Source organism: Gardnerella rara, assembly GCF_055452355.1.
This window is the reverse complement of the sequence record NZ_JBVBJP010000006.1, coordinates 65,449-89,037: the sequence shown is the minus strand read 5'-3', so window position 1 is coordinate 89,037 and position 23,589 is coordinate 65,449. Positions and strand designations below refer to the sequence as shown.

At 35.6% G+C, this 23,589-nt stretch carries 26 protein-coding genes; 9 read left to right on the top strand and 17 right to left on the bottom strand.

Annotated features, from left to right (window positions below; genetic code table 11):
• A partial coding sequence (locus ACZ0NX_RS06190; RefSeq protein ID WP_464406139.1) for a hypothetical protein occupies window positions 1–779 on the top strand: 779 nt, incomplete at its 5' end.
• A gap of 543 nt (window positions 780–1,322) precedes the next feature.
• Here the strand turns inward: ACZ0NX_RS06190 and ACZ0NX_RS06185 are convergent.
• Window positions 1,323–2,720, bottom strand: coding sequence for a sensor histidine kinase (locus ACZ0NX_RS06185; RefSeq protein WP_464406137.1), 1,398 nt, complete (start codon window positions 2,718–2,720; stop codon window positions 1,323–1,325).
• Between the two features lie 6 nt (window positions 2,721–2,726).
• Entirely contained in the window at window positions 2,727–3,428 is a 702-nt protein-coding gene (locus ACZ0NX_RS06180) for a response regulator transcription factor (RefSeq protein ID WP_020973693.1), read from the bottom strand.
• Between the two features lie 139 nt (window positions 3,429–3,567).
• On the opposite strand from ACZ0NX_RS06180, the gene ACZ0NX_RS06175 reads away from it, so the two are divergent.
• The 3 genes from ACZ0NX_RS06175 to ACZ0NX_RS06165 are packed head-to-tail and all read left to right on the top strand — an operon-like array spanning window position 3,568 to window position 5,878.
• Window positions 3,568–4,332 (top strand): ABC transporter ATP-binding protein, encoded by a 765-nt coding sequence (locus tag ACZ0NX_RS06175; RefSeq protein WP_004129738.1) that lies wholly within the window; start codon window positions 3,568–3,570, stop codon window positions 4,330–4,332.
• Window positions 4,329–5,054 carry an ABC transporter permease gene (locus ACZ0NX_RS06170; RefSeq protein ID WP_016784736.1) on the top strand — a complete coding sequence of 242 codons (726 nt, stop codon included), beginning with the start codon at window positions 4,329–4,331 and terminating at the stop codon, window positions 5,052–5,054. Before ACZ0NX_RS06175 ends, ACZ0NX_RS06170 begins: the two co-directional genes overlap by 4 nt.
• Window positions 5,055–5,113: 59 nt before the next feature.
• On the top strand, window positions 5,114–5,878 hold the full coding sequence (locus tag ACZ0NX_RS06165) for an ABC transporter permease (RefSeq protein WP_464406135.1): 765 nt from the start codon (window positions 5,114–5,116) through the stop codon (window positions 5,876–5,878).
• Between the two features lie 473 nt (window positions 5,879–6,351).
• Here ACZ0NX_RS06165 and ACZ0NX_RS06160 read toward each other — a convergent pair whose 3' ends face one another.
• Complete coding sequence (locus ACZ0NX_RS06160; RefSeq protein WP_464406133.1) at window positions 6,352–7,635, bottom strand: MATE family efflux transporter; 1,284 nt, start codon at window positions 7,633–7,635, stop codon at window positions 6,352–6,354.
• A 170-nt stretch (window positions 7,636–7,805) separates the two neighbouring features.
• Window positions 7,806–8,999: a hypothetical protein gene (locus ACZ0NX_RS06155; RefSeq protein WP_060786512.1), complete on the bottom strand. Its 1,194-nt coding sequence runs from the start codon at window positions 8,997–8,999 to the stop codon at window positions 7,806–7,808.
• A gap of 190 nt (window positions 9,000–9,189) precedes the next feature.
• Between ACZ0NX_RS06155 and ACZ0NX_RS06150 the strand changes: the two genes are divergently transcribed.
• Window positions 9,190–9,393, top strand: coding sequence for a helix-turn-helix transcriptional regulator (locus ACZ0NX_RS06150; RefSeq protein ID WP_004113289.1), 204 nt, complete (start codon window positions 9,190–9,192; stop codon window positions 9,391–9,393).
• Window positions 9,390–9,791: a DUF2178 domain-containing protein gene (locus ACZ0NX_RS06145; RefSeq protein WP_060786513.1), complete on the top strand. Its 402-nt coding sequence runs from the start codon at window positions 9,390–9,392 to the stop codon at window positions 9,789–9,791. The genes ACZ0NX_RS06150 and ACZ0NX_RS06145 overlap by 4 nt, the downstream gene beginning before the upstream one ends.
• 23 nt (window positions 9,792–9,814) lie before the next feature.
• Here the strand turns inward: ACZ0NX_RS06145 and ACZ0NX_RS06140 are convergent, their stop codons facing one another.
• Window positions 9,815–10,459 (bottom strand): helix-turn-helix domain-containing protein, encoded by a 645-nt coding sequence (locus ACZ0NX_RS06140; RefSeq protein ID WP_415695417.1) that lies wholly within the window; start codon window positions 10,457–10,459, stop codon window positions 9,815–9,817.
• A 373-nt stretch (window positions 10,460–10,832) separates the two neighbouring features.
• On the opposite strand from ACZ0NX_RS06140, the gene ACZ0NX_RS06135 reads away from it, so the two are divergent.
• The gene (locus tag ACZ0NX_RS06135) at window positions 10,833–11,138 is read left to right on the top strand and encodes a type II toxin-antitoxin system RelB/DinJ family antitoxin (protein ID WP_060786514.1); all 306 of its coding nucleotides are present in this window, start codon (window positions 10,833–10,835) and stop codon (window positions 11,136–11,138) included.
• Complete coding sequence (locus ACZ0NX_RS06130) at window positions 11,135–11,467, top strand: type II toxin-antitoxin system RelE/ParE family toxin (RefSeq protein ID WP_060786515.1); 333 nt, start codon at window positions 11,135–11,137, stop codon at window positions 11,465–11,467. The genes ACZ0NX_RS06135 and ACZ0NX_RS06130 overlap by 4 nt, the downstream gene beginning before the upstream one ends.
• Window positions 11,468–11,616: 149 nt before the next feature.
• Here the strand turns inward: ACZ0NX_RS06130 and ACZ0NX_RS06125 are convergent, their stop codons facing one another.
• From ACZ0NX_RS06125 to ACZ0NX_RS06105, 5 genes are all read right to left on the bottom strand, one after another.
• On the bottom strand, window positions 11,617–12,051 hold the full coding sequence (locus ACZ0NX_RS06125; protein ID WP_464406130.1) for a hypothetical protein: 435 nt from the start codon (window positions 12,049–12,051) through the stop codon (window positions 11,617–11,619).
• A gap of 236 nt (window positions 12,052–12,287) precedes the next feature.
• Window positions 12,288–12,428 (bottom strand): hypothetical protein, encoded by a 141-nt coding sequence (locus tag ACZ0NX_RS06120; RefSeq protein ID WP_464406128.1) that lies wholly within the window; start codon window positions 12,426–12,428, stop codon window positions 12,288–12,290.
• 176 nt (window positions 12,429–12,604) lie between these two features.
• Window positions 12,605–13,180, bottom strand: coding sequence for a hypothetical protein (locus ACZ0NX_RS06115; protein ID WP_060786516.1), 576 nt, complete (start codon window positions 13,178–13,180; stop codon window positions 12,605–12,607).
• A 262-nt stretch (window positions 13,181–13,442) separates the two neighbouring features.
• Window positions 13,443–14,780: an ATP-binding protein gene (locus ACZ0NX_RS06110; protein ID WP_060786517.1), complete on the bottom strand. Its 1,338-nt coding sequence runs from the start codon at window positions 14,778–14,780 to the stop codon at window positions 13,443–13,445.
• Between the two features lie 485 nt (window positions 14,781–15,265).
• Window positions 15,266–15,568, bottom strand: coding sequence for a hypothetical protein (locus ACZ0NX_RS06105; protein ID WP_415688693.1), 303 nt, complete (start codon window positions 15,566–15,568; stop codon window positions 15,266–15,268).
• A gap of 792 nt (window positions 15,569–16,360) precedes the next feature.
• Between ACZ0NX_RS06105 and ACZ0NX_RS06100 the strand changes: the two genes are divergently transcribed.
• The gene (locus ACZ0NX_RS06100; RefSeq protein ID WP_102704478.1) at window positions 16,361–17,164 is read left to right on the top strand and encodes a sulfite exporter TauE/SafE family protein; all 804 of its coding nucleotides are present in this window, start codon (window positions 16,361–16,363) and stop codon (window positions 17,162–17,164) included.
• Between the two features lie 115 nt (window positions 17,165–17,279).
• Here ACZ0NX_RS06100 and ACZ0NX_RS06095 read toward each other — a convergent pair whose 3' ends face one another.
• The 7 genes from ACZ0NX_RS06095 to ACZ0NX_RS06065 all read right to left on the bottom strand — a co-directional run bounded on the left by ACZ0NX_RS06095 (window position 17,280) and on the right by ACZ0NX_RS06065 (window position 23,586).
• Window positions 17,280–17,645, bottom strand: coding sequence for a metal ABC transporter permease (locus tag ACZ0NX_RS06095; protein ID WP_060786520.1), 366 nt, complete (start codon window positions 17,643–17,645; stop codon window positions 17,280–17,282).
• Window positions 17,646–17,842: 197 nt separating this feature from the next.
• A complete protein-coding gene (locus ACZ0NX_RS06090; protein WP_415689825.1) occupies window positions 17,843–17,989 on the bottom strand; it encodes a hypothetical protein in 147 nt (48 codons plus the stop codon).
• The gene (locus ACZ0NX_RS06085) at window positions 17,976–18,461 is read right to left on the bottom strand and encodes an NUDIX hydrolase (protein ID WP_415689821.1); all 486 of its coding nucleotides are present in this window, start codon (window positions 18,459–18,461) and stop codon (window positions 17,976–17,978) included. Before ACZ0NX_RS06085 ends, ACZ0NX_RS06090 begins: the two co-directional genes overlap by 14 nt.
• Before the next feature lie 374 nt (window positions 18,462–18,835).
• Window positions 18,836–19,822 (bottom strand): helix-turn-helix domain-containing protein, encoded by a 987-nt coding sequence (locus tag ACZ0NX_RS06080; protein WP_464406125.1) that lies wholly within the window; start codon window positions 19,820–19,822, stop codon window positions 18,836–18,838.
• A 348-nt stretch (window positions 19,823–20,170) separates the two neighbouring features.
• Window positions 20,171–21,379, bottom strand: a complete 1,209-nt coding sequence (locus ACZ0NX_RS06075; protein ID WP_415689819.1) for an ATP-binding protein — start codon at window positions 21,377–21,379, stop codon at window positions 20,171–20,173.
• Window positions 21,380–21,942: 563 nt separating this feature from the next.
• Window positions 21,943–22,377: a hypothetical protein gene (locus ACZ0NX_RS06070; RefSeq protein ID WP_464406122.1), complete on the bottom strand. Its 435-nt coding sequence runs from the start codon at window positions 22,375–22,377 to the stop codon at window positions 21,943–21,945.
• 237 nt (window positions 22,378–22,614) lie between these two features.
• The gene (locus ACZ0NX_RS06065) at window positions 22,615–23,586 is read right to left on the bottom strand and encodes a DUF6788 family protein (protein WP_464406121.1); all 972 of its coding nucleotides are present in this window, start codon (window positions 23,584–23,586) and stop codon (window positions 22,615–22,617) included.
• Window positions 23,587–23,589: the final 3 nt, after the last annotated feature.

Below are 23,589 nucleotides of genomic sequence, written 5' to 3'. Positions count from 1 at the left end.
TAAACGTTGATAAAACTAACGGTAAAGTCACTATTCCAGCAAACAAAATCAAAGACGGTAGTGATGTAACCGCTAAAGACTCTAAGAACGGTACCGAGAGCAACGAAAAAACTGGTAAAACAGGAACCAACCCATCAACCGCTCCTGAAACAAAGAAGCCAGATGCTCCAACCGTCAACACTCCAGTAGACGGAGACGGTCAAGGCTCAGCCACGATCACTCCAGCAGACGGTACTGATACTCTGGAAATCACTTATACGCCAGAAGGTGAAGACACCACGAAGACCATCACTGTCAAGAAAGGCAATGATGGAAACTGGACTGGTGAAAACATTCCAGAAGGCGTAAACGTTGATAAAACTAACGGTAAAGTCACTATTCCAGCAAACAAAATCAAAGACGGTAGTGATGTAACCGCTAAAGACTCTAAGAACGGTACCGAGAGCGACAACGCCACTGGCAACGCCGGAAACAACGACGGAAATTCTGGTTCTGGAACAGGCTCTGGAACAGGTTCTGGTTCTGATTCGGGCAACTCCACGTCTAACAATGGCGGTTCAGCTAGCGGATCTACTACTGGCAGCAGCAGCTCTACAGATTCCGGCGCTCAAGATAGCACCAACGAATCTACTAAGTCCGGCAACGAGGCTCCTGCAAAGCATTCGTCCCAATTAGTAAAGACTGGTGCTGAAGTGGAACGAGTAGGATTGATCAGCGCAATGATTGCTGTACTGGGAGCTGCAGCAGCATTCTTCTCTCGCAAGAAGAATCGCGAGTAAAAAGTTCACCTACAAAATTAAACAAAAGTGAACCAATAATTGAAAATAATTAGAAAAAGGAGCTGAGCCACAAACCCAGCTCCTTTTTCTATATCCCTGCTCACTTACACATACAAACTTTTGTATTGTGATTCAAAACATATCTTATTTAAGAAGAACCATATTTGAATATATTCAAATAAGCGATAATAAAATCAATAAAAAAACAATTTTTGACAGAACTGCAATATAAAAATTGTTCTTAAACCACACTTCCCCACATAAACAGCTGGGTGCAGGGTGGGTGCAAAGTGTGTGCACCTTTTAACGTTAGCATCCTGTGCGCTCGACCTTAGAGCGTTGATATCTTCCCTCAAACAGACAAACTGCTTTCAAAAACCACGCAAAGCCAGACTAAAGCCACCGCACGCTAAACCTTTAATAATAGCCCTCACTAAGCCTTGCTGCACAAAGGCAAAATTGCACCCACCTATTAAGCCTTTGACATCAATACTATAGTCTCCACAATTAAGTGGAAAGATGTCATCCATCTACTGCCCATATTCAATTAAGCGGTATCATTAAAGATACCTTAAGCCCACTGTGTTTGCTCCTACTTATATCAACTGTTCCATTATGAGCGCCAATAATCTGCTGAACAATCAGCAAACCCAAACCATGCCGTTGCTCTGCAGTACTTTTATCGCAAATCATATAGTGCGGTGCATGATTAAGCTTTTCGATTTTTTCATCTGAAACACCTATACCGTTATCTTCAACACAAATAATACAATTATTATTATTTGCAGCAACGGATACATAAATCGTACACCCATTTTCATTATGAGATATGCTGTTCTGAATAAGATTAGATATTGCTCGTTTTAATAAATCTTTGTCTACATTAATATTGCAAACAGTCAATTCTGCGTCCGTTTCCCATTTAATCGAAAACTCATCTTGCATACCCATATTCATAAAATCCACAACAACTTGCCTAACAACAGCAACAACATTTTCTTCTTTTTTCATAATTGGTTGCATATTGTATTCAAGTTTTGAAGCCAGATTAAGGTCATTAATCAAATTCTTCATTCTTGCACTTTGTTTAATAATCATCGTCGCTTTTTTACGATCTTCCTGCGAAATATGTAGAGAATTTTCTAACTGTCCCGCATATCCCATCACCATAGATAACGGCGTACGAATATCATGCGAAACCCCAGCTATCCAATTTGCTCTTGCAGTCTCCCTTTTTCTCAATTGTTCTTTTTGTATTTGCAAAATATCGGAAGCAGAATTTATGTTAGATGAAATTTCTGAAAGCGCTCCTGTTTCTGGAATATGCACGCTTTCTCCACTAGATAAACGTCGTATCCCTTTTGTAATCGGATTAATTGATTTTAGTAGTTTTATATTAGCTATTAAATAAATTCCAAGGATCAGCAAAATGTTGATAAATAATACGCTTAAAACAATCTGCGGAAAATTTGAGATTAAACTGTAGTTCCAACTTGGTCGCGTATGTTTCCAAAAGCTGTTGTGCGGAAATCCAACTACTACAACTCCATCCTTATTTTTGCCAGTGTAAGTTGGATAACCATCAATGTAACCAACGCTCAAATTAGCTATATCAGACAAAGTATAGTCGTTTGGAATACTCGCAGGAACATTTTCTGTTTTCCACACGACTTTCAACGTATTATTATCAATCAGAATTGCCCATGCGCCAGAATTTGTCAATTTGGAAGACATATTTTTGGATAATGCATAATCCCCACTTGCGGATAATTGTAATGCTTCTCCCGTCTCTTTTGCTATGCTATAAGGAGATATCTCTTTATCGGGAGCGTAATTTCCTATAAGTACAATAAACGCAATAATATTCATTAATACTATAAGCACAGAGCTTAGTAGAAAAATACTTATAAAGCGTTGTATTAGTTTTGGTATGCTTTTCATTCTGCTTTACTCCACAATCAGCTTATATCCTAAGCCTTTAACTGTTATTAAAGAAACAGGCTGCGATGGATTGAGTTCTATTTTTTCTCTGATACGACGTATATGTGCCATTAAAGAATTTTCATATCCAAAAGGATTAGCTCCCCATGCAGCTTCACATAACGCGTCAATTGTTACAATGCATCCAGCATTTCTATAAAGTGCAGAAAGTAAATCATATTCTTTGGCTGTGAGTGGAATATGTTCGTTATTTTTTATTACTTGGGCAGAAGAAAAATCAATCTGACTATTTTTCAGTTTAACAATGGGATTTTCGCTCTTGTAGCTTCGTCTTAAAATTGCCATAATGCGAAACGTTAGCTCTTTTGGAAGAAACGGCTTTACAATATAATCGTCTGCTCCTAAGTCAAATCCCTTAAACTTATCTTCATCTTCACCGCAAGCAGTAAGGAATAAGATAGGACAATCACTATATTGTTTTATCTGCTTCATTAACTCAAACCCATTACCGTCGGGGAGCATAACATCAAGGATTGCTAATTCTGGACGTAATTTTTGTGTTGCCTCTACTGCATCTTTTATACTTTTTGCAGTCGTTATATTATAAAAACCATATTCGTTTAATATGGATACAACCATATCTAGAAGTTCCTGCTCATCATCAACAAGTAGCAGATGCTTGTTCAATAAATAATCATTCCGATTCATGGAGAACCCCCTAACATATATTATGCCATGTGAATATTCATTTTTTGACCTCGCATAAAAATGTAAGGTAGATGTAAGGTGAAGAGAATGTTGTAGAAAGGTTGACGCAATATCATAAATCCTGAAAGGAGATATTGCCATGAACAATATTGTTACAACAGAACATTTAACAAAAAAATACAAATCATTTATTGCTGTTAATGATGTTTCACTTCATATTCGCAAAGGTAGCATTTACGGCTTTCTTGGGCCAAATGGAGCTGGAAAATCTACAACAATGAAAATGCTCCTAGGGCTTACGGCTCCAACAAAAGGTGTATTTACAATCGACGGAAAGCAGTTTCCTGCCGATCGCATACCTATTTTGAAAGAAATAGGCTCATTTATTGAATCACCATCTTTCTATGCAAATCTAACAGGTAGAGAAAATCTTGACATTATACGTCGCATTTTAGAACTACCTAAGAGTGCAGTTGATGATGCATTAGAATTAGTGGGTCTTTCTGAGTTTGCAGACCGTCTTGCAAAAAAATATTCGCTTGGCATGAAGCAAAGGCTTGGTCTTGCTGGAGCATTGCTTGGTAGACCACCTATTTTGATTTTAGATGAGCCAACAAATGGACTCGATCCATCTGGCATACACGAAATCCGCAATCTGATTAAGTCGCTGCCAGATCTTTACGATTGCACGATTCTTATTTCTTCTCATATGCTATCCGAAATTGAGCTTATTGCAGATGATATTGGAATACTTAATCACGGACACTTGTTATTTGAAGGTAGTTTAGATGAACTACGACAGCATGCATTACAATCTGGTTTTGCTTCCGACAATTTGGAAGATATGTTCCTATCAATGATTGATGAAGACAATAAGATCAGGAAGCAGAGTGCAAGACTATGAAAACGCTTGTAATCGAACTAAAAAAATGCAAGAGAACTGGCTTTATAGCTCTTATGATTGCTATTGGCGTTATGGGAGCAGCGTACGCTTTTGTGAATTTTATTGTACGAAAAAATACATTATTAAACCTGCCTTTAGCTCCTATGGATATTCTTCTTACACAGCTTTACGGCATGATTATGGTGTTAAACATGTTCGGCATAATAGTCGCAGCATGCATTATCTACAACATGGAATTTAAGGGAAATGCAGTAAAAAAGATGCATATGCTGCCTATGAGTGTTCCTGCTATGTACCTATGCAAATTTATACTGCTGACTGTTCTATTACTAATCGCTATTTGCATACAAAATTTAGCACTTGCAAAAATCGGTGTAACAGATTTGCCACAAGGTACGTTTAATGTAAATACTCTTATATCTTTTGCTGCATATTCATTTATTACGTCAATGCCTGTATTGTCCTTTATGATTTTTGTATCATCACGATTTGAAAACATGTGGGTAACGCTTGGAATTGGTGTAGCAGGATTTTTAAGCGGCATGGCATTGGCTTCTTCAGACATTGTGCTTTTTATGGCATCACCTTTTATAGTTATGCTAAAACCAGCAGTTGCCATGAGCGCGCAACCTAATACTACGGTCGTAATCGTATCCATAGTTGAAACACTTCTGTTTTTATGTTCTGGATTGTGGGCGGCTAAGAACCTGCACTATGAATAAAAACACACACTATAAGTAAAAACTTGCACTATATAACTATGAATAAGGAGATTATGAAAATGAGATTTTTTGAACTTCTTAGAATCGAATTTAAGAAAGTAAAGCGTAGTAAAATTATTCCTTTGATTTTTATTGCGCCATTACTTGTGGTTGGATCTGGTGTAGCAAGCCTTCATAGCTACTTCACTCCAGAATATACACACGCATGGGCTGCTATGTTTATTCAAAGCGCATTAGTCTACTCATATTATCTGCTTCCGCTTAGTATGATTGTTGTTTGCGTGATGATTGCAGGACGAGAAACAAGCAATAACGGAATACTAAAAATGCTGGCACTGCCTGTTAGCAGATACGCGATTTCTGCTGCAAAATTTTGCGTACTGCTATTTTATTTGCTTATGGAAATGGTCGTATTTTTTGCTGTATTCGTTATAGCAGGATTGTTTACAACCAGTAGCACAGGAGTTACAGAAACGCTCCCAATTATGTATCTACTAAAATGGTGTTTAGATCTGTTTTTGACTATGATTCCAAGCGTAATAGTCATGTGGGCGATTACTGTGCTTTTTGAAAAGTCAATGTTATCCGTTGGATTAAATATACTTCTTGTAATTCCTGGCGTATTAATAGCAAATACTCCACTTTGGGTAGTTTATCCTTATTGTTACAGCGGATATATGGTTTCCCACTCTCTACATGCAGTTACATCAACAGGATTAGGAAACGGATTTAATCTTATACCATTTTTGCCATGTGCAATTGCAATATCTGTGTTTGTATTCTTGATTGCAATAACACAATTTGGCAAAAAAGAAATGAAATAACAAGGTATATTAAATAACAATGCAACGAAATAACAAATGCAGACGTGAACCTAAAAACCCGTCTAACACAACACTGTTTGTTTGCATGCTTTGTTTAATAAGATAAGCAATCAGTAAAACAAACACACACCCTTGTCTAAATTGATATGCACCCTCTTTACTGAACAAGACCAGTAAGGAGGGCATTTTTGCGATATAGTTTTAAATTCAAATTGGAAAGTGAATATATAGATTACTAAAACAATTGCAGGATCCAGAAGAAAACAAAATGGATGCATCCCGTAAGGTACAGGATGGCAGCCATTTGTTAACCCCGTGTCAAAACATGTGTCCAGTTTTCTGGGTACATATCAACACAAGCAACTAGAGCACACAACTATGGATTCTACTATCTGGCAATCACTATCTGGCAATCTTCAGATACTCTTCGATTTTGGCATCCAACCACTCTGCCCTACTACCAATCAACCCTACTACCAATATGCCCTACTGCTCTTTGCAATTACTCCAGTGCTATATTCATAAGTATAGGTGTTCTGCATATGAGCATCACTCGGCGACCAGCTTCCATCTGAAGATTTTGAAGCCTTAAACAGAATATAAAGACCACATTTTCCATCCTGAGAGTCCCTGTTATACTGCAGATAAGTAATGTCCGAACGGCTTTCACTCAGAACAAAATACATATCTCCCTTGGCGGTATAACTCTCCTTGAACGTAAATCCTTTCGCCGCAAAATACTTATCAAATATCTTAAGCGCTGCATTTCTTTCCTTCTTTGATTCTAAATCACGCTCAGCGGCATCATGCAAATCGGAATTTTTCTCTGGCTCTTCAACCTTTAATCTTGTATCTTTTAATCTTGTATCTTTCCTGTTATTGCGATCTATTCTGCTATACCACTCAGATTCACTTATTTTTGGATCAGTATCACTTGAATCTTTCATTGGTCGAAGATACTCAAGGAAAAATGGGCCTTCAGACTTATAAAGATAATACTCAAAAGGAGCATACATATCATCCACGTGCTCTGTGTATGTACCATTATCATTTTGTTTCACAGAATATCTGCCAACAATAAACAAAACGTCAAAAAATCCAAGACCTAAGATAATCAATACGCAAAGTAGAACAGATAGATAACGAAGTACAATTCTTATACCTATTTTCCGTATACGCGAAATAAGATAGAGATTATAGAAGACACATACAAGAGCAATCGTAATCATCCAAACAACTGGCATTGCCGCGCATATAACATACGCCCAAGTCTGTAAAAGCCACTGATTTGGAAGACGTACTGCAGTTATTTCAAAGAATGCAGTTAGAATACCACTTAACACAAAAAAGCAACAAAGAATCAGCGAGATTCTACCCTTCCACCGTTGCTTGCCATAGCTAAGAAAAGATTTGTTACAATCTACATTTGCACTACGAAAACGACTGTGTAGATTGCGCTGCCAAATAACACAAATAACCCAAATAAGAGACGCTACAACAAGAAGCAGAATTGCAAAACAATAAGTGATCCATCCAAAAAGCTGTAGCTTATTGGACGCCATAAAAACAGTTCCAATAATCATTAAGATGGAAAAGATTTCCGCACTCGGCTGTAAAACCTTATACTTGGGCAATTCCTTATTTGCACTGTTAAGGTTCTCACATATTTGCTCATGTGATTCACAATATAGTGGATTTTTCTCCTCTCTTGGAGTATGTTCCTGCTTTTCCTTCTCTTTCATCGCTGAATCTGACATTTTTCTGTTCCTACATTCTGTTTCCTATATTGCGCTTACGATTTACAATTGTTCTAATTATTCCAGTCGCTTAGTCTGTTCTCTTCTCACGTAAATAACCGCGAGTATTTGGGCTTCTTTTCTACTCTCATCAACACAACGTTTTCTCACAACACGAAACAATATATAACTTACAACAAATATATTTTTTCTTTATCAACACATATTTGCGAAGTACGATTGTAAATTTGAGTTATATTCTCCATTTTTTCCACAAACACTTTTGTTTCCGGATCACGCAAAACAGAAAACTCCTTCACTGCTTTTGCTACCATTGCATTAGCATTTTCATGTAATCCATTTCCTTTATCTTGTAAAAACTCATCAACAGAACCATCTTTAACTAAAGGAATACCACCAATTAGCTTACCAACAGCAGTACCAGCAGTACCCATAGCTTTCACAACGTTGACTTCCACTTCCGAATTACCAAGTTTTTCTAAATATAAAGAGCTTTTTTCAAATTTCTCACAGTAGTCATCAGACAATTTCTTTATCTCATTTTCTGCATTACTAATGTACTCTTCCGAAAAATTACCACTTAACATTATTTCCATCAAAGATGATAGAGAGAAAATATACAACGACAATCTGTAATACTTAAACTTTTTCCCTAAATCAGACAACGTCGAATTTACGTTACTTTTATACACAATAAACTTCTTTAACAGAAGAATATCAGTAATCTTTTTCTGATAAGCAATAATGTTCTTTCTAGCACGATTCTTAATATCGATAACAAGCTTATGATTATTCGTAACAGAAATTTCATTATCCCAACTGCACTTATAAGTAGAAGCAATCCCCATCAATGACTCAACATCTGCCTCAATCTGTGACTCATTCTCAACTTCCATAAAGGTAAGTATCTTTTCCTGCGTCTCTTTAATCTTTTTCATATCTTTTTCAATAGAATAAATAGCCACAGCCATCATTAAAAGAGCAGGATTAAACGCAGATACTGTTTTCATAGAACCTTGCAAAGACTCCATCTTTGAAATCTGCATCATTCTAGAGCCACCATCAGCTTTTCTTAAAGATCCCCATAGATTCCCATTTTTTGCGTATTTTAGAGTATCACCTGCAGCTTTATTAGCAATCTTATAAAAATCATCCGTAGGAATGGTTATTGTTTGAGTAACTGTATTACATGCAGGAATTAATGACGATAAACCAGATCCGAAATTCAATAATTCAGATACGGGAACACTTAATACTTTATTGTTGTTATTAGTAAAATCTTTAACATCAACAAGAAGTTTTTCAGTAAAATCTACTAATTCATTTTCACTGTTACTTACAGAAAGCTCACTACTGTTACTCATAAGAACAATACTATCTGAAATAGTATCTGAAAGAAAATTATACTTCTAGTTTCCTACTCTCTTAAATACTATGAAACTTTACAAACAATATTATCGATATTAAATCCAACGGAAAGCTACCTTGACATTTACTCTCGAAAAGATTATCCTATATGTAAAGCTAACTTTCCATTAGAAAGGAGAATGTAATGTGAAAAATAGACTTGAACAAATTAGAAAAGAAAAAGGCATAACCCAAGAAGAACTTGCTGATGCACTCGAAGTATCAAGACAAACAGTCGGTTCTCTGGAAAATGGAAGATACAACCCGTCAATCATATTGGCATACAAAATTGCTAAGTACTTTAATTTAACAATCGAAGAAATATTTATCTACGAGGAAGATAAAAAATGAAAAACAAAAAAACCCAGAATTTTTGGTACATAGGTTATGTAATAGGTATTTGCGGATTGATTCTTGCACTGGCTCTTAAACTGAACGAATCCGCAGAAATTGCATTGTCGGTTGTTTTTGTTGCGATTATCTCACTTTCACACGTAAAAATCATGCACTATAAGATGATCGAAAAAGACCACAACTACAAAATAAATGTGAACGATGAAAGAAACGAGAAAATCAAAGATAAAGTAAATGCAACAATGGCATTCATACTGATGCACCTAATGGGAATAATTGCCATAATTGCATTTATAACAAAAGCATATTTACCAGCTGCTCTTTTAGCTATTTCAGTCGCCTTTTCTCCATTAATCATGTTTTTTATCAACAAATATTATGAGAAAAAATATTAAAGCCAGACCCACCCACCCATTTACTACTTATTACGAAGCTTACCAACTTTCATAAATTCCTTATCTCCAATACGGAACTTTTTACTATTAAACGCCACTCCCATAATTCTGCTAATAATATACTCATCAGTTATAAGCACGAAATACTGCTTATCTTTTTTATCCACCAAATAATACTGATCAGCCCAAAGAGTGGCAACAGCCTTACTGAAATCATGTATGCCAAACAATGGCAATCCTCCAAGGAGAGTAGAAAACCATCCAACAAAATTATCCACCATTTTCTCAGATGAACTGTTATAAGTCTTAACAACAGTTAGCATATTGATTTTTGAGTCAGGATATTCATCTAATACAATCTGCTCTTTAATTTTCGACTTCTTAAAACTGCTCAACCTACCGTCGAAACCATATTTATTGAGATTAATAGGCTTCTTAGTAATAGAAAAATCAACGCTATTGTTCTCATCCAAAAGATAATCAACACTCACGCTTAGAGCAGATGCAATAAATTTCAGATTCTCGATATCCGGCAAACCCCGATTTGTTTCCCATTTTGCTACAGCAGCACGAGATACCATCAATAATTCCGAAAGCTCCTCCTGCGTCAACCCAGCTTCCAGACGAGCCTTTCTAATTTTTTCTCCCAAAGGTATAACACTACTCATAACACAACTCCCTTCAAATCACTTATTACACATCATGAAATTACTTGACGGAAACCAAATTAGTATTGAAACATTTGATTTATATACCGCCTAATTACAAACTAACAAATAATTTGCAACGGAAAAAGAAACAAGATGAAACACTATAGTTACCAACTGTAACAGCATAATAAATCAAATAAATGAGTGCACCTTTTAACGTTAGAAGCGAGATATCGCAAAAGGTTTAAGATTGGCTTAATAGCTTGATTTTGAATACGAAGATACAACAACGGAAAGCTATGATCTGAATAGTAGTTAAACTTTTGCTTTCATTTGCTTGCATATGCTTGCAACTATTTTGTAAAATAAGGCCAGAAAGGACGCGAACACAATGACAAACACGAACGCTGTATATGCAAGAATCGATACAAATCTTAAAGAAAACGCTGAAAGCATATTGAACCAGCTTGGAATAACACCATCTTCAGCAATCCAAATGCTTTACAGCCAAATCGTTTTACAAAAAGGTATGCCATTTGAACTCCGCTTGCCAGTTAATACGCCTACTGCTTTAGGTAGCTTAACAAGAGCCGAACTGGATGCAGAATTACAAAAAGGCTTAGACTCTCTAAAATCTGGCAAACAATATAGTGCAGATGAAGTAGACCAATTCTTTGCTAAGGAATACGGCGTATGAGCACAACCTATAGCGTCATTTATTCTCCGCAAGCGTTCCTTGATCTCACTGGGCTATACGAATACATTCGCTTTAATTTACAAGTTCCAAAAACGGCGGAAAAACAAGTCAACCGCATTAAGCATGCTATACGTTCTCTTAACACTATGCCTATGCGATATCCGCTTGTAGAGTGGGGACCCTGGCATTCTGTGGGAATACGCAGAGTTCCAGTCGACAACTACACTGTTTTCTACAAAGTAGACGAAAACCAAATGACTGTAACAGTTATTCGCATATTCTACTCAGGCAGAAATATAGAAAACATTGTTAACGACCCAAACAATTAATGCGCGATTTGGGATAGAAAAGTACTGGTAGTATATTTACACTTTTTGAGTGCACACTATGGATAGTGTGTGCACCTTTTAACGATAGAAAAATATCGCAAAAGGTATACCATTTAGCTTAATAGCTTGATTTTGAGTGCAAAATATTACTATTTCTTCTTATAACCTATAGCAACATTACCTGTTTTATTAATCCCTGGTACTTTAAGAACATTAGAGCTTGGCTTGTCTTTTAAATCAAATTTTCCCACTAAAAATAGAGCTTTATACCCTGAACTAGGCAAATTAAACTGTGAGTCAACTAGTTTGATGGGCTTATCTCCAAGAGTGACTTTAGACAAATCATAGTGAGAATCAAGAATGTCTCGTGACGCAAAGAGATACAGTTCACCTTTATTCATGTAATCGTCTGGTAGGCGATATTCTTTCTGAGATACCTCTACTGTTTCCCAATGATACGACGCAAACTCTGCCTTCTCATCATCGTCGGCACATCCAGCAAGAGAGAAGAGTGATCCTAGCAGCAAAAGCATAACAAGACAACTTTGAAAAATGTTTTTACCAAAAATAGTTTTACTTCTCATAACACTACTAGCCTCCTTTTCGTTAACACCACTTTGTATCAAATGATTATAAAACAGATTATTAAGTAAACAAGATCTCCTATTCGCTCTGATTACTGTAATAATCTTAATAAATATCCTATTTTTTTTATTAATTTGTCTAGACTATCAACACTAATTTCTTCATTTACTAGCAAACTATACTTTTCATAAACAGCAAGATTCACGAAACAGAAGAACCAACATAATCACGCGGTTTAATGCCTCCAACAATATTCCCTCATAAACGAAGCAATCACCTGCAAATCTTCACCCTCATAATATTCAACAAGCAACTTCTTAAACTCAGTAACCCTATTTTCCGGAATAACCAACAAGCCCATACCATGAGAAATCAAATAATGTAAGGAACTTTTTTACGATTATTCCACCGATTTGTTCCCCAAAACATAAGCAACTAGAGCACACAACCACTCGACAGCAAAATAGCCTTAATGCTCATTGCAGAATGGAAGTTAATATTGGGAATATTGTAGGAACGTAAACATCCAAGACAATTAGAAACAGAAAGTTGCTAATTTTTTTGTTCAATAATTTTATCGGTAAATGCCTTTAAAAATTCTTTAGAATTGCTCCAGCCTACGCCATTGTTTAATCCCGAGAAATCAAAACCAGATATTTCATCTAAAGCTTTACTGCAAACCCATTCATACATTCCAGCCTGTTTGCTTTTATATATTATTAGGAACAATGGTTTCATTGCTTTTTTACCTAATAATATGACACTAATATATTGTTTAGAATACATTACATCGTTATACCATTGTCCTGTCAGCCAATAGAATTTATCTTTGCGCCCCTTTTCACCAATCTCATCGCATAGATTTTGTAATTGTTTAGCCACATACGTGAGAACCTTTTTATCTATGTTTTTTATAAGCAAAGTTTCATCAACACCACTTTTACTTACCTCTTTCCAGTCAACATCTTCATTATTTTCTGAGTGCCTTTCATTCCTTGCAGACTTTTGATTTTCTGTTTTTTGCTCTCTATTATTATCACTAAAACTATTCTTATTCGTACAACCTGAAATAAGTGACATAATGCAAACTACAATAGTCAAAAACGTATAATGCTTGATATGCTTCATTTATGCCTCCTCTACAACTTAATCTTTACCTAATTGCAGCTGCGATTATCATGTTCAATCTTCACTCTGTTATTCACTATCATCTGCCCAATATTCATTCGTCTCGTAGTACAAATCATCTTTGAGTCTAATAAAACTGACGGGATGTAAATTATGGACGAAGAATGCAGATATGTAACCTACAAAATAACTATAGCTAAAAATCATCCGATAATCTACTTCTATATCTTCTAATCGTTCCCTTTTAAATTATCTTTCTTTCTCAATTGTTTTCTTTCAGCGCAAGTTCTATAAGCTTATCCGTGTAATCAGCCATAAATAACGGAATATTCAACATATCATCGTCTAGTTTTAGATTATTCAGCGAGAATCGTATACGTAATTTCGTTTGATTATGGAATAGTTCTTTAAACTTTTTCAAACTTCTACTATTAATATTTGCTTCAGATTTAACCTCAACAGGGAAAATATCATTTTCTCGTTGAATAAGAAAATCCACTTCATACGGCGGATTCGTTTGAGACCAGTATCTAGGCATAACTTCAAATTGAGTAAGTAACGCCTGCAAAACATAATTTTCTGTTAAAGCACCCTTAAACTCAGTAAACAGCCTATTGCCTTCCGCAAATGCAGTAGGAGCAAGTTGTGCTAATCGCCTTAACAAACCAACATCTGCTAAATAAATCTTAAAAGCAGATACATCATCATAAGCAGCAATAGGTAAATTCGGCGCAGTATTTCTATAAATTTTATACACCAATTGTGCCGACACAAGCCATTGCAAAGCGTCTTCATACTCTCTTGCTCGCGCACCATTTTTAACAACTTTATACAAGAATTTTTTGTTTTCGCGCGCAAGTTGAGATGGAATAGAATTCCAAATCATTGATATTTTTGGAAATTCACTAACATTAGGATGCTTTGCAAAATCTCGTTCATAAGCTGTTATAATCTCAAACAATGTATCTTGCATTGCGTTTACATCTCGTGCTTTAGCCCACATTAAAACTGACTCAGGCATACCACCTGTAACATAATACATTTTTAATTTCTCGTATAGCGGATTAAAAAATGCGTCTGGAATCGGCTCTATTTTATCAATTTGTTCAATAAACTTCGCTAGATTTTCATCTCCATTAGCAAGTAAAAACTCTGTGAAATTCATTGGGTTTATTTGCATAAAATTAACTTTTCCAACTGGGAATGAAGATGGTTTGGCAAGCGTTATTCCAAGCAATGATCCAGCACAAGCAACATGATACTGCGGAGCGTTTTCACAAAAATATTTCATCGAGTTTATTACTTCTGGGCAGTCCTGAACCTCGTCAAATATAATAAGCGTGTTTTCTGGTTCAATTTTTTGGCCACTTGCAAGCATTAGGTTTTGTAAAATTCGTTCCACATTTTTAGTGGTTTCAAAGAATTGCTTATATTCTTTGTTTTCGTCGAAGTTAAAATAAGCAATATTTTTGTAGTAGAGCTTACCAAATTCTTTTAGTATCCAAGTTTTACCAACTTGACGCACACCTTTTAATATCAACGGTTTACGATACGGCGAGCTCTTCCATGCTAAAAGTTTGCTCATAATCAGCCTTTTCATGATTACTCACCTTTCACTTGACGTTACGCTATTAAATATTGCAGTCGTATTAGCGCGTTGCTGTTTCTAAGCGTATTGCATTGCTACGTTGTTGTATTGCAACAATTCTGCGATTATTTTGTTATATTTTGCGTTATCTTTTATCGTGTATCACATTATTATATATGTTTTGGTGTATTTAATCACATAATTATACGTATTTTAGTGTTTTTATCACATTATTATACGAATTATGCATTAAGTAGCGCTCAGCATAAAACATGAAAATACACGCAACAAAAGAATTGCTGCACACACTAAATATTTTGCAGCCATTTTCACACTCCTTCAGGTTTACCAATACACCTAATTCCCATCCCACAAAAAATACCTAAACCAACTACGGAAAGTTATAATTGAATAGTGATTAAACTTTGCAAAGGAATCGTTTCCCATGACAAAAATAACAAAAATGACAAAAAAAAACAAATAGTATATTTTTACACTTATATTGCTTGTATTATCATTATTCCAGTTGTCTTATCACTGATTGCCGATAGCATACCTAAAAACGACAGCCTATCTCCTAGCGGCCATCCGTTTGAGTGCATAGACGATAGAGCGTTTTTTATCTGGTTAGGTTTAGACCTTGGACTATATCTATATCCACTACATATTTTTATTAACAAGACGACATTAAAAATATCTAAATCTTTGTTCCTACCATCTATTATTTTTGCAATACTTTTGCCACCAGCCGTTTTGATTTTATCAGATGCTTCTGCGCGAGAATTCTTCTTTATATTCATGTCTTACGTTGTTATAGCATTCGTTATACCATTTCTGATTATCTACTATATAAAACGCAAAATTTGATACAATTACCGAAATAAAAATAGTTTACAGATTAGTTGTTATGAAAATTATTTTCACGCTACTCATAATTGCATTATCATTATTATTTGCTTTATTTGCTCTTTTAAGCTTAGTTGCTGATTTTAATACTCCGCTGTAGAGCAATTCAAAATAAGAAGGAGTTCACAGCATCAAAATACTATTAGCTCCTTCTTACTATGAAAACTTAGACAACCTTGATAAGAAATGTTGTCAAGCGGTTTAAAAAATGGATTCCGATTATCTGTATAAACCATAGCAATCATCGAAACCCATTCCTCAAGCCTTTTATCTATTGTTTAGTTCTTAATTCTTGACATCAAAACAACACTCTCGACGTGAGATTGAGAGAACTCCTAGTATAGCTACACTTTTTTGAGTGCACACTATGTATATTGGGTGCACTTTTTAACGATAGGAAATATCGCAAAAAGGTTTAAGATTGGCTTGATAGCTTGATTCTTGAGCATAAAAATAGCCTAGAGAGCCCCCCCCCTAAGACAAAGTATTAGTATAGTTGATGCAATTTTTTTACCATATATGAACCCATCGAATTGCTGTGTTTATTAACAAAGAATATTTTACGTTAATTAGATAAATAAATACATAAATTACAATTGAACTAGTATAGAAATATTCTATTTTTCATATAACATAGTAAAAGTAGTGAATAAAGTACGAGGAGGTATTTTGTGAAGAAAAGATATATGTTGAGAAATATTTTTAAAACCAAATATAATTTCCATAATATTGTTTTAATCGTTTTCATTGGACTATTAGCAGGTTTCTTATCAGGATTGTTCGGTGTAGGTGGAGGAATGGTGATAGTTCCTGCATTAACTGTTTTTATGAAATTTGATCAGCGTCATGCTACTGCTACTTCTCTTGTTGCCATAATTATAACGTCGCTTTGTGGAAGCATTGTTTACGGTTTAAACGGCAAAGTGTCATTTTTATCAGCATTTTTTCTAATAATAGGTTCAGTTTTCGGATCACAAATTGGGGTATATTTTTCACATATTTTGCCTAAAAAAATATTTCCTTGGTGTTTTACACTTTTTGTATTACTAGTTATATGTTCTAGTCAAGTTTGGATTCCGTTAAGAAATGTAGATTTTAATGTTAGTTTTTTAAAAGCTATATGTCTTATATTTATAGGCGTTGTTTCTGGTATTTTTTCAGGTATTTTAGGCGTTGGTGGCGGAGGAATTATAGTGCCATGCGTGCAACTTTTGCTCGGCATGGGAGACCTTATGGCAAGAGGAACTGCTTTGCTTGTCACGCTTCCTACAGTTATAAGTGGTAGTATTGCTAATGCTCGTTACCATTATACTCATTTTACTGAAGGAATTATTATCGGTATTTTTGCGACATTTACTGTAAACTTAGGCGCAATAATTGCGCGCAGTATTTCACCTTTTATATGCAATATATTGTTTTGTATTTTTCTGTTCAGTGTATGCTTACAAATGATATTAAAAACAGGTATTTTAGCTAAGAATAAGCGTTAAATATGTAAAGTCTTTGACTTTTATTTATTTGAAAAAAATAGTTTTGAATATAAAAAGTGGGGCTTAGATTTAAGCCCCACGATATAGGAGAATGTTATAAAGTAACTTTTTACAATTATGCCATTTGAGTAACATCTCTTTTTGCTTGTATAAATTTTATTATCATGTTTTTTGCGTGATAAATAATTATGCAAACTATATAAACAATTGCAGAAAATACAGTTATCATTCCTCCGGAAGATAGACCTAAATAAATACTTGAATAGAGACCTAAAGTTCCAGCTATAATTCCAAGTATTGGAGCAAAAATTACCGTTTCCCATTTACTGATGGCTAAGGTCTTACTTTCTCCTAAATGTTCTTTGAGATATTTCTTAGCACTTTCAAATAAAATGATTTCTGCTGTATGTTCGTTGTAAAAATCTTCCTGTTTACTGTTCTTTAGTTTGGTATGGGCTTTGTAGGTTTTCTTGTACTTCAAATATTTTTCTGATTGGTCGATGAGTTGTGTTTTTTCATCAATCTTCTTTTCTCCCTCATACGGTACAGGAAAGTTTCTAAACTCCTATTTCCTAACTTCTAGCTGGGTGCAAAGTGGGTGCACATTTTAACGATAGAAAAATATCGCAAAAGGTATACCATTTAGCTTAATAGCTTGATTTTGAGTGCAAAATATTACTATTTCTTCTTATAACCTACAGCAACATTACCTGCTTTATCAATACCTGGTACTTTAAGAACATTAGAGCTTGACTTGTCTTTTAAATCAAATTTTCCATGCAACGATCTCTTGCCATAATAGCGGGATTCATTAATATCTTTCATCTGAAATTATATGCTCTATTCCACTATGCTCCGATTTAAGATATTCTTTCATAAATGTTGGGTAAGCCTTGAACTTATCAAGCTCATCTATAGGTAACCAATGCATTGTCTCTTTAGCACCTGACTCTGTAGTACTATGGCTCGTAAAACCTCTTTTGCCCATGGGCTTCATCATGTAGTAGAACGTCAGCTCATGGAAGTCTACTCCTTTTAAGCCAGAGCTGCCGATGAATAAGTTCTCGTGTATGACGGCAAGGTGATCTACTTCATAATTAAGACCTGTCTCTTCAAATACTTCTCTCTTAACGGCTTCTTCTGATGTCTCGCCCATGCGAACCGCTCCGCCAACTGAGTAGTAATAGTCGTCCTCATCATTTCTTGCAAATAGCACACAACCTTCTTCGACTATGATGGCTGCTGCTCTATATCTAAATGCTTTTTTATCGTTAATAAATCCGCAATTATGTTCCATAGTTTACTCCTTTAGAAAATCTGGTAAATATTTGTGTATAATCCCTTCTTGCGAAAAATTCATTGTATCCATCGATAAAACATATTTAGGATAATTATCCTTAACCAATCGATAAACACCAAATTCCCTGCTGCAAGTCTCTTCACCAGCCAGCAAATAAGCAACTTGATAACTTGGAGGAATAAGTCTTATCGAGAACAGAAGGAGGTTGGGTGGGCTGTCTAAAAAATGTCCACACCCCGACGGTAAAGCCTATATGTGCGACATTTTTAATCATACTTTCACTCCTGGGGGGGGGTAATATAAGCGCAAGCATACCATATTTCGTCTGGATAACACCTGTTATTCGCCACAAAATCGACGCTGAAAGTCACTTATTTCTTTCCGAGCATCCACGCTTTGAGCACTACTTCTATTACTCCGTAAGTCAATGCGGCCAACGGCCAAACAATCCAACTTTTTCCCCAATCGGACGTGATGAAACTGTAGGCTAAATAAATGCAGACAACTATAAGCCAGTAAGCTTGGAGGAATAACCTAGTCTTTGCAGGATAGACAGTTTTTTTCTTCGGTTGCAGCAAACGGTAATAGGACGAGCGGACGATATTCGCCTGTACGAATAAATAAACAGCTGCTGCCACCAGGGCAATAGCGATAACTACAAAAAAGCCGGATGAAAGTTGATAAAATTCCGGTGCTATATCCGAAATTATAAGAAAAATAAAGGCAACCATACATAAAACAACACCGCTGACCGTCCGCAGCACATACGACGGCATGAAACGTTCCAAGCGTTCTTTGAGCACACTGTCAACGCCGTAAGCTGTTTCAAAGTCCTCTTTTTCCAAATATTGATAACGCTTTCCATGGAAACTCTGAATAATAAAAATAGCTACAGCAACGGTAATAATCGCAACACTGAATGCTAAGCCCATAGTTTTACCGACTTGCGCATTTACTGTGTGAGAAAGCAAAAGATCACTGCCAACCAACGGGATTGCCGCCAGAACACAAAGAAGAACGCCTAGAGCAACATAGGCGGCAAATGATATTCTGTGAGCAATATAAGCGGAGGCTTCTTCCAGCTCAATTACCCGAATGCGAACGCCGGCTTCTTCCTGGCAGGCATTTTCATCTGCGTTGACGTTCTTCCCCATAACATCAATTTCATCTTTTACTAGAAGATCTGTACTAACACCAAACAAACGGCTCAATGCAATTATCCGTTCCATATCTGGGATACTTTGTGCGCCTTCCCATTTGGAAACAGCTTGGCGACTGACGCCCAATTTGTCCGCCAATTCTTCCTGCGACCAACCGTTTTGTTTACGCAGTTCCAATATTTTATCTGCTAAAATCATAAAAACATCTCCATTTCAAACTAGAATTCATCATGATCATGGTGAAATTATAGCTAAAACAGCAGTTGCGTAGTAGCAAGTGCGGTTGGCAATTGCCGTTGAAAGCGCAATTTCTGCCGACAAATGAGCGCAACCGACCGCCAATTCGTTTTCTTTCATTTTTGCACCGCGCTTTCCAATCATCTTCACTGATGACGCCAAACATCGGAACAGAATTTCGCCAATCGTCGGAATGAAAGTTCGCCAATCATCGGAAAACAATGAAATATCACGCTTACACTTTCAAATTAAACCTTTTAATAATAGCCATCGCGAAACATAATCTACATAAGAGCAAAATCAAGCAGATTACGCATTCTCTTCCAGTAGAAAATCTGGTAAATATTTGTGTATAATCCCTTCTTGCGAAAAATTCATTGTATCCATCGACAAAACATATTTAGGATAATTATCCTTAACCAATCGATAAACACCAAATTCCCGGCTACGAGTCTCTTCGCTAGCCATCAAATAAGAGACTTGATAATACTCAGTTTCACCTTGTCTAGTAGCAATGAAATCGATTTCTTGATTATTAATACGACCAACTTGAACCTGAAAACCACGAGACAAAAGCTCAATATAGACAATATTTTCTAGAATACGTTCAATTGATACAACATTTGAGAAACCTACTGCTTGCCTAAAACCATGATCTGTTACATAATATTTTTCCTCAACCGTCAGTAACTTTTTCCCAACACTGTCATAGCGTGGAACTTTTTTTAGAAGATACGCCGCTTGGCAAAAATTCAAGTAATTCAAAATGGTATCGACTGAAACTTTACGATTTTCGCTAACAAAATATTTTCGTAAACTGTTAGCTGAAAAACTTTGTCCAATATTATCTAAACAAAAAAGTAAAATGCGATTAAATACGTCAACATCTCGGATCGAATTGTATTCAAGTATATCCTTAACAACAACGGTATTATAAATGTCGTTTAAATATCTAAAACTCGGCTCCTCTTCCCCATTAAAATAATGAAGAGGAGGCATACCACCAATTTTGATATATAGCTGAAATAATTCCTGTATGCTTAAATTCAAACTTTGATACAAATTCACGAATTCGCTAAAAGTAAAAGGAAGCACCTCAAAACTTACGTAACGCCCTGCAAGCAAGGTGGCAAGCTCTCCGGACAATAATTTTGAGTTAGAACCAGTCAAATAAATATCGCAATCATAATCAACTCTAAGCGCATTTATAACACGTTCCCAGTGAGAAACTAATTGAATTTCATCAAAGAAAAAATATATTTTACCTTCTATTTGTTGACTACGTTCTGTAATTAATTTCTGCAGATCAAAATCATTTTTCACAGATAAGTATTGAGCTGATTCTAAATTGATATAAATAATACGACTTTGAGGAACGTCCGTAAGTAATTCAGATTGAATCATTTTTAACAAAGTGGACTTTCCCACTCGTCTCATACCTGTAATCACCTTCACAATAGGCTTGTTAATAAAAGGTTTGATTTTATTAAGATATTTTTTACGTAATATATATGACATATCCTCACACCTTTCAATTACAGCTTTGCTTACAATTTCGATTATAGTCGATAAATTTATTGTTTTTTATAGTTGTTTCTATTATAAACGAAACAAATTAAAAATTCACCTTTGAGATTGAAGCCGCAGTGTTCTAATAATGGGCGTAAATTTCAAGTTCAACTTTAAAATTACGCTCAAATTGGTTAACTTATCTTCTTATGCAGAAAATGCACGCAGCAAACAAAATAGCCAATCAGTGCTCGTTTAATGCTTCCAACAATATCCATCATAAACGAAGCAATCACCTGCAAATCTTCACCCTCATAATATTCAACAAGCAACTTTTTAAATTCAGGACCTATACTGTACGCAAGCAGGTGTCATCAAAACGATATATTATTTAAGTGCGATTTGCAAAGGAGCGCCACTGATTCTGTATGGATTGAGAGAACGGGTAGTATAGCTACACTTTTTTGAGTGCACACTATGGGATAGTGGGTGCATCTTTTAACGATAGAAAAAGCTATCGTTAAAAAGTTTGAGATTGGCTTAATAGCTTGATTCTTGAGTGAAAAATATTACTATTTCTTCTTATAACCTATAGCAACATTACCTGTTTTATTAAGTCCTGATACTTTAAGAACATCAGAGCTTGGCTTGTCTTTTAAATCAAATTTTCCAACTAAAAATAAAGCTTTAAGTCCTGGACCAGGTAAATTGAACGATGAGTCAACTAATTTGATTGGCTTATCTCCAAGAGTGACTTTAGACAAATCATAGTGAGAATCAAGAATGTCTCGTGACACAAAGAGATACAATTCATCCTTATTCATATAGTTTTCTGGTATACGAAACTCTTCTTGAGACACCGCTACTGTTTCCCAATGATACGACGCAAGCGCCGCCTTCTCATCATCGTCGGAACATCCAGCAAGAGAAAAGAGAGAGCCTAGCAGCAAAAGCATAACAAGACAACTTTGAAAAATGGTTTTACAAAAAATAGTTTTACTTCTCATAACACTACTAGCCTCCTTTTCGCTAACACGACTCTGTATCAAATAATCATAAAACAGACTATTAAGTAAACAAGATCTACAATTCACTCTGATTACTGTAATAATCTTAATAAATATCCTATTTTTTTTATTAATTTGTCTAGACTATCAACACTAATTTCTTCATCTACTAGCAAACTATACTTTTCATAAACAGCAAGATTCGAAGAAACAGAAGAACCAACATAATCGCGCGGTTTAATGCTTCCAACAATATTCCCTCATAAACGAAGCAATCACCTGCAAATCTTCACCCTCATAATACTCAAAAAGCAACTTCTTAAACTCAGGAACCCTATTTTCTGGAATAACCAACAAGCCCATACCATGAGAAATCAAATAATGATTCGCAAAAATCACAGAAGCCCTCTTATTCCCATCTAAAAATATCTGCGACTTCATACAATAAACGCATAATTCAATCGCAATATCAATAGGCTCTTTCCTTCCAACTTTACCTTCAACATTCTCACTATCTTCCTCACTTTCAACAATATTCCTTATTTTTTCTTTAACATCTATTTCATTAGGAATAGGCGGAATATAAGTAGATCCACCAATCGCAACAGGAACACCCCTTATACGACCGCCGTCTAAGAAAAAGCCCTCATTAACAAGCTTCGCTATATGACTGAGCATGTAATAATCAGACCTGCTTAATACAACATCCTCGTCTAAAATGAACTCCCAAGCATGCTTCAAATTCAAGATTTTTTGAACATCACTCGCAGAAACACCAAACACTTTCCCATTATCTATAATCTCTTCAGTTTGAGGAAAAGTAGTAGCAACACCTTCCAAAACCGCCTGATCGTAAATATTCGCCTTTAAGTTAGCCCTTGCAAAAGCAATATTGTTCACCAAATCAGCAGATAACTCACTATTAGAATATCCGGCATTCGCGAGCTGCCTTACTACAGCGCGAAGTTCCTTACGCAATTGCCTAGATTCACTTGCATTGCGAAGAAGAAGATTATACAAATCGTCCGAATACACACCAACATACGTAGACGTCAACTTTCCCGAAACACGCTTTCTGGTGTATAAATATTTACCATCTCCACGATTTTTGATTTCAGGAGTACCATCATACGCAAGCAAACTCAAGCGAGCATTAATATCAGCCTTTTTTCTAAGCAATTCTTGCACATCATCATATTTTGCAGCCATCTT

Coding starts and splice junctions, on each gene's coding strand:
- ACZ0NX_RS06145 (WP_060786513.1), top strand. CDS start 9,390: ATGAAAAACAAAAAAACCCAGAATTTTTGGTACATAGGTTATGTAATA.
- ACZ0NX_RS06105 (WP_415688693.1), bottom strand. CDS start 15,568: ATGAATATAAAGAAGAATTCTCGCGCAGAAGCATCTGATAAAATCAAA.
- ACZ0NX_RS06080 (WP_464406125.1), bottom strand. CDS start 19,822: ATGATTTTAGCAGATAAAATATTGGAACTGCGTAAACAAAACGGTTGG.
- ACZ0NX_RS06170 (WP_016784736.1), top strand. CDS start 4,329: ATGAAAACGCTTGTAATCGAACTAAAAAAATGCAAGAGAACTGGCTTT.
- ACZ0NX_RS06130 (WP_060786515.1), top strand. CDS start 11,135: ATGAGCACAACCTATAGCGTCATTTATTCTCCGCAAGCGTTCCTTGAT.
- ACZ0NX_RS06160 (WP_464406133.1), bottom strand. CDS start 7,635: ATGTCAGATTCAGCGATGAAAGAGAAGGAAAAGCAGGAACATACTCCA.
- ACZ0NX_RS06065 (WP_464406121.1), bottom strand. CDS start 23,586: ATGGCTGCAAAATATGATGATGTGCAAGAATTGCTTAGAAAAAAGGCT.
- ACZ0NX_RS06085 (WP_415689821.1), bottom strand. CDS start 18,461: ATGGAACATAATTGCGGATTTATTAACGATAAAAAAGCATTTAGATAT.
- ACZ0NX_RS06115 (WP_060786516.1), bottom strand. CDS start 13,180: ATGAAGCATATCAAGCATTATACGTTTTTGACTATTGTAGTTTGCATT.
- ACZ0NX_RS06070 (WP_464406122.1), bottom strand. CDS start 22,377: ATGAGAAGTAAAACTATTTTTTGTAAAACCATTTTTCAAAGTTGTCTT.
- ACZ0NX_RS06135 (WP_060786514.1), top strand. CDS start 10,833: ATGACAAACACGAACGCTGTATATGCAAGAATCGATACAAATCTTAAA.
- ACZ0NX_RS06090 (WP_415689825.1), bottom strand. CDS start 17,989: ATGAAAGATATTAATGAATCCCGCTATTATGGCAAGAGATCGTTGCAT.
- ACZ0NX_RS06155 (WP_060786512.1), bottom strand. CDS start 8,999: ATGAGTAACAGTAGTGAGCTTTCTGTAAGTAACAGTGAAAATGAATTA.
- ACZ0NX_RS06185 (WP_464406137.1), bottom strand. CDS start 2,720: ATGAAAAGCATACCAAAACTAATACAACGCTTTATAAGTATTTTTCTA.
- ACZ0NX_RS06180 (WP_020973693.1), bottom strand. CDS start 3,428: ATGAATCGGAATGATTATTTATTGAACAAGCATCTGCTACTTGTTGAT.
- ACZ0NX_RS06125 (WP_464406130.1), bottom strand. CDS start 12,051: ATGAGAAGTAAAACTATTTTTGGTAAAAACATTTTTCAAAGTTGTCTT.
- ACZ0NX_RS06110 (WP_060786517.1), bottom strand. CDS start 14,780: ATGAAAAGGCTGATTATGAGCAAACTTTTAGCATGGAAGAGCTCGCCG.
- ACZ0NX_RS06140 (WP_415695417.1), bottom strand. CDS start 10,459: ATGAGTAGTGTTATACCTTTGGGAGAAAAAATTAGAAAGGCTCGTCTG.
- ACZ0NX_RS06075 (WP_415689819.1), bottom strand. CDS start 21,379: ATGTCATATATATTACGTAAAAAATATCTTAATAAAATCAAACCTTTT.
- ACZ0NX_RS06165 (WP_464406135.1), top strand. CDS start 5,114: ATGAGATTTTTTGAACTTCTTAGAATCGAATTTAAGAAAGTAAAGCGT.
- ACZ0NX_RS06100 (WP_102704478.1), top strand. CDS start 16,361: ATGTTGAGAAATATTTTTAAAACCAAATATAATTTCCATAATATTGTT.
- ACZ0NX_RS06175 (WP_004129738.1), top strand. CDS start 3,568: ATGAACAATATTGTTACAACAGAACATTTAACAAAAAAATACAAATCA.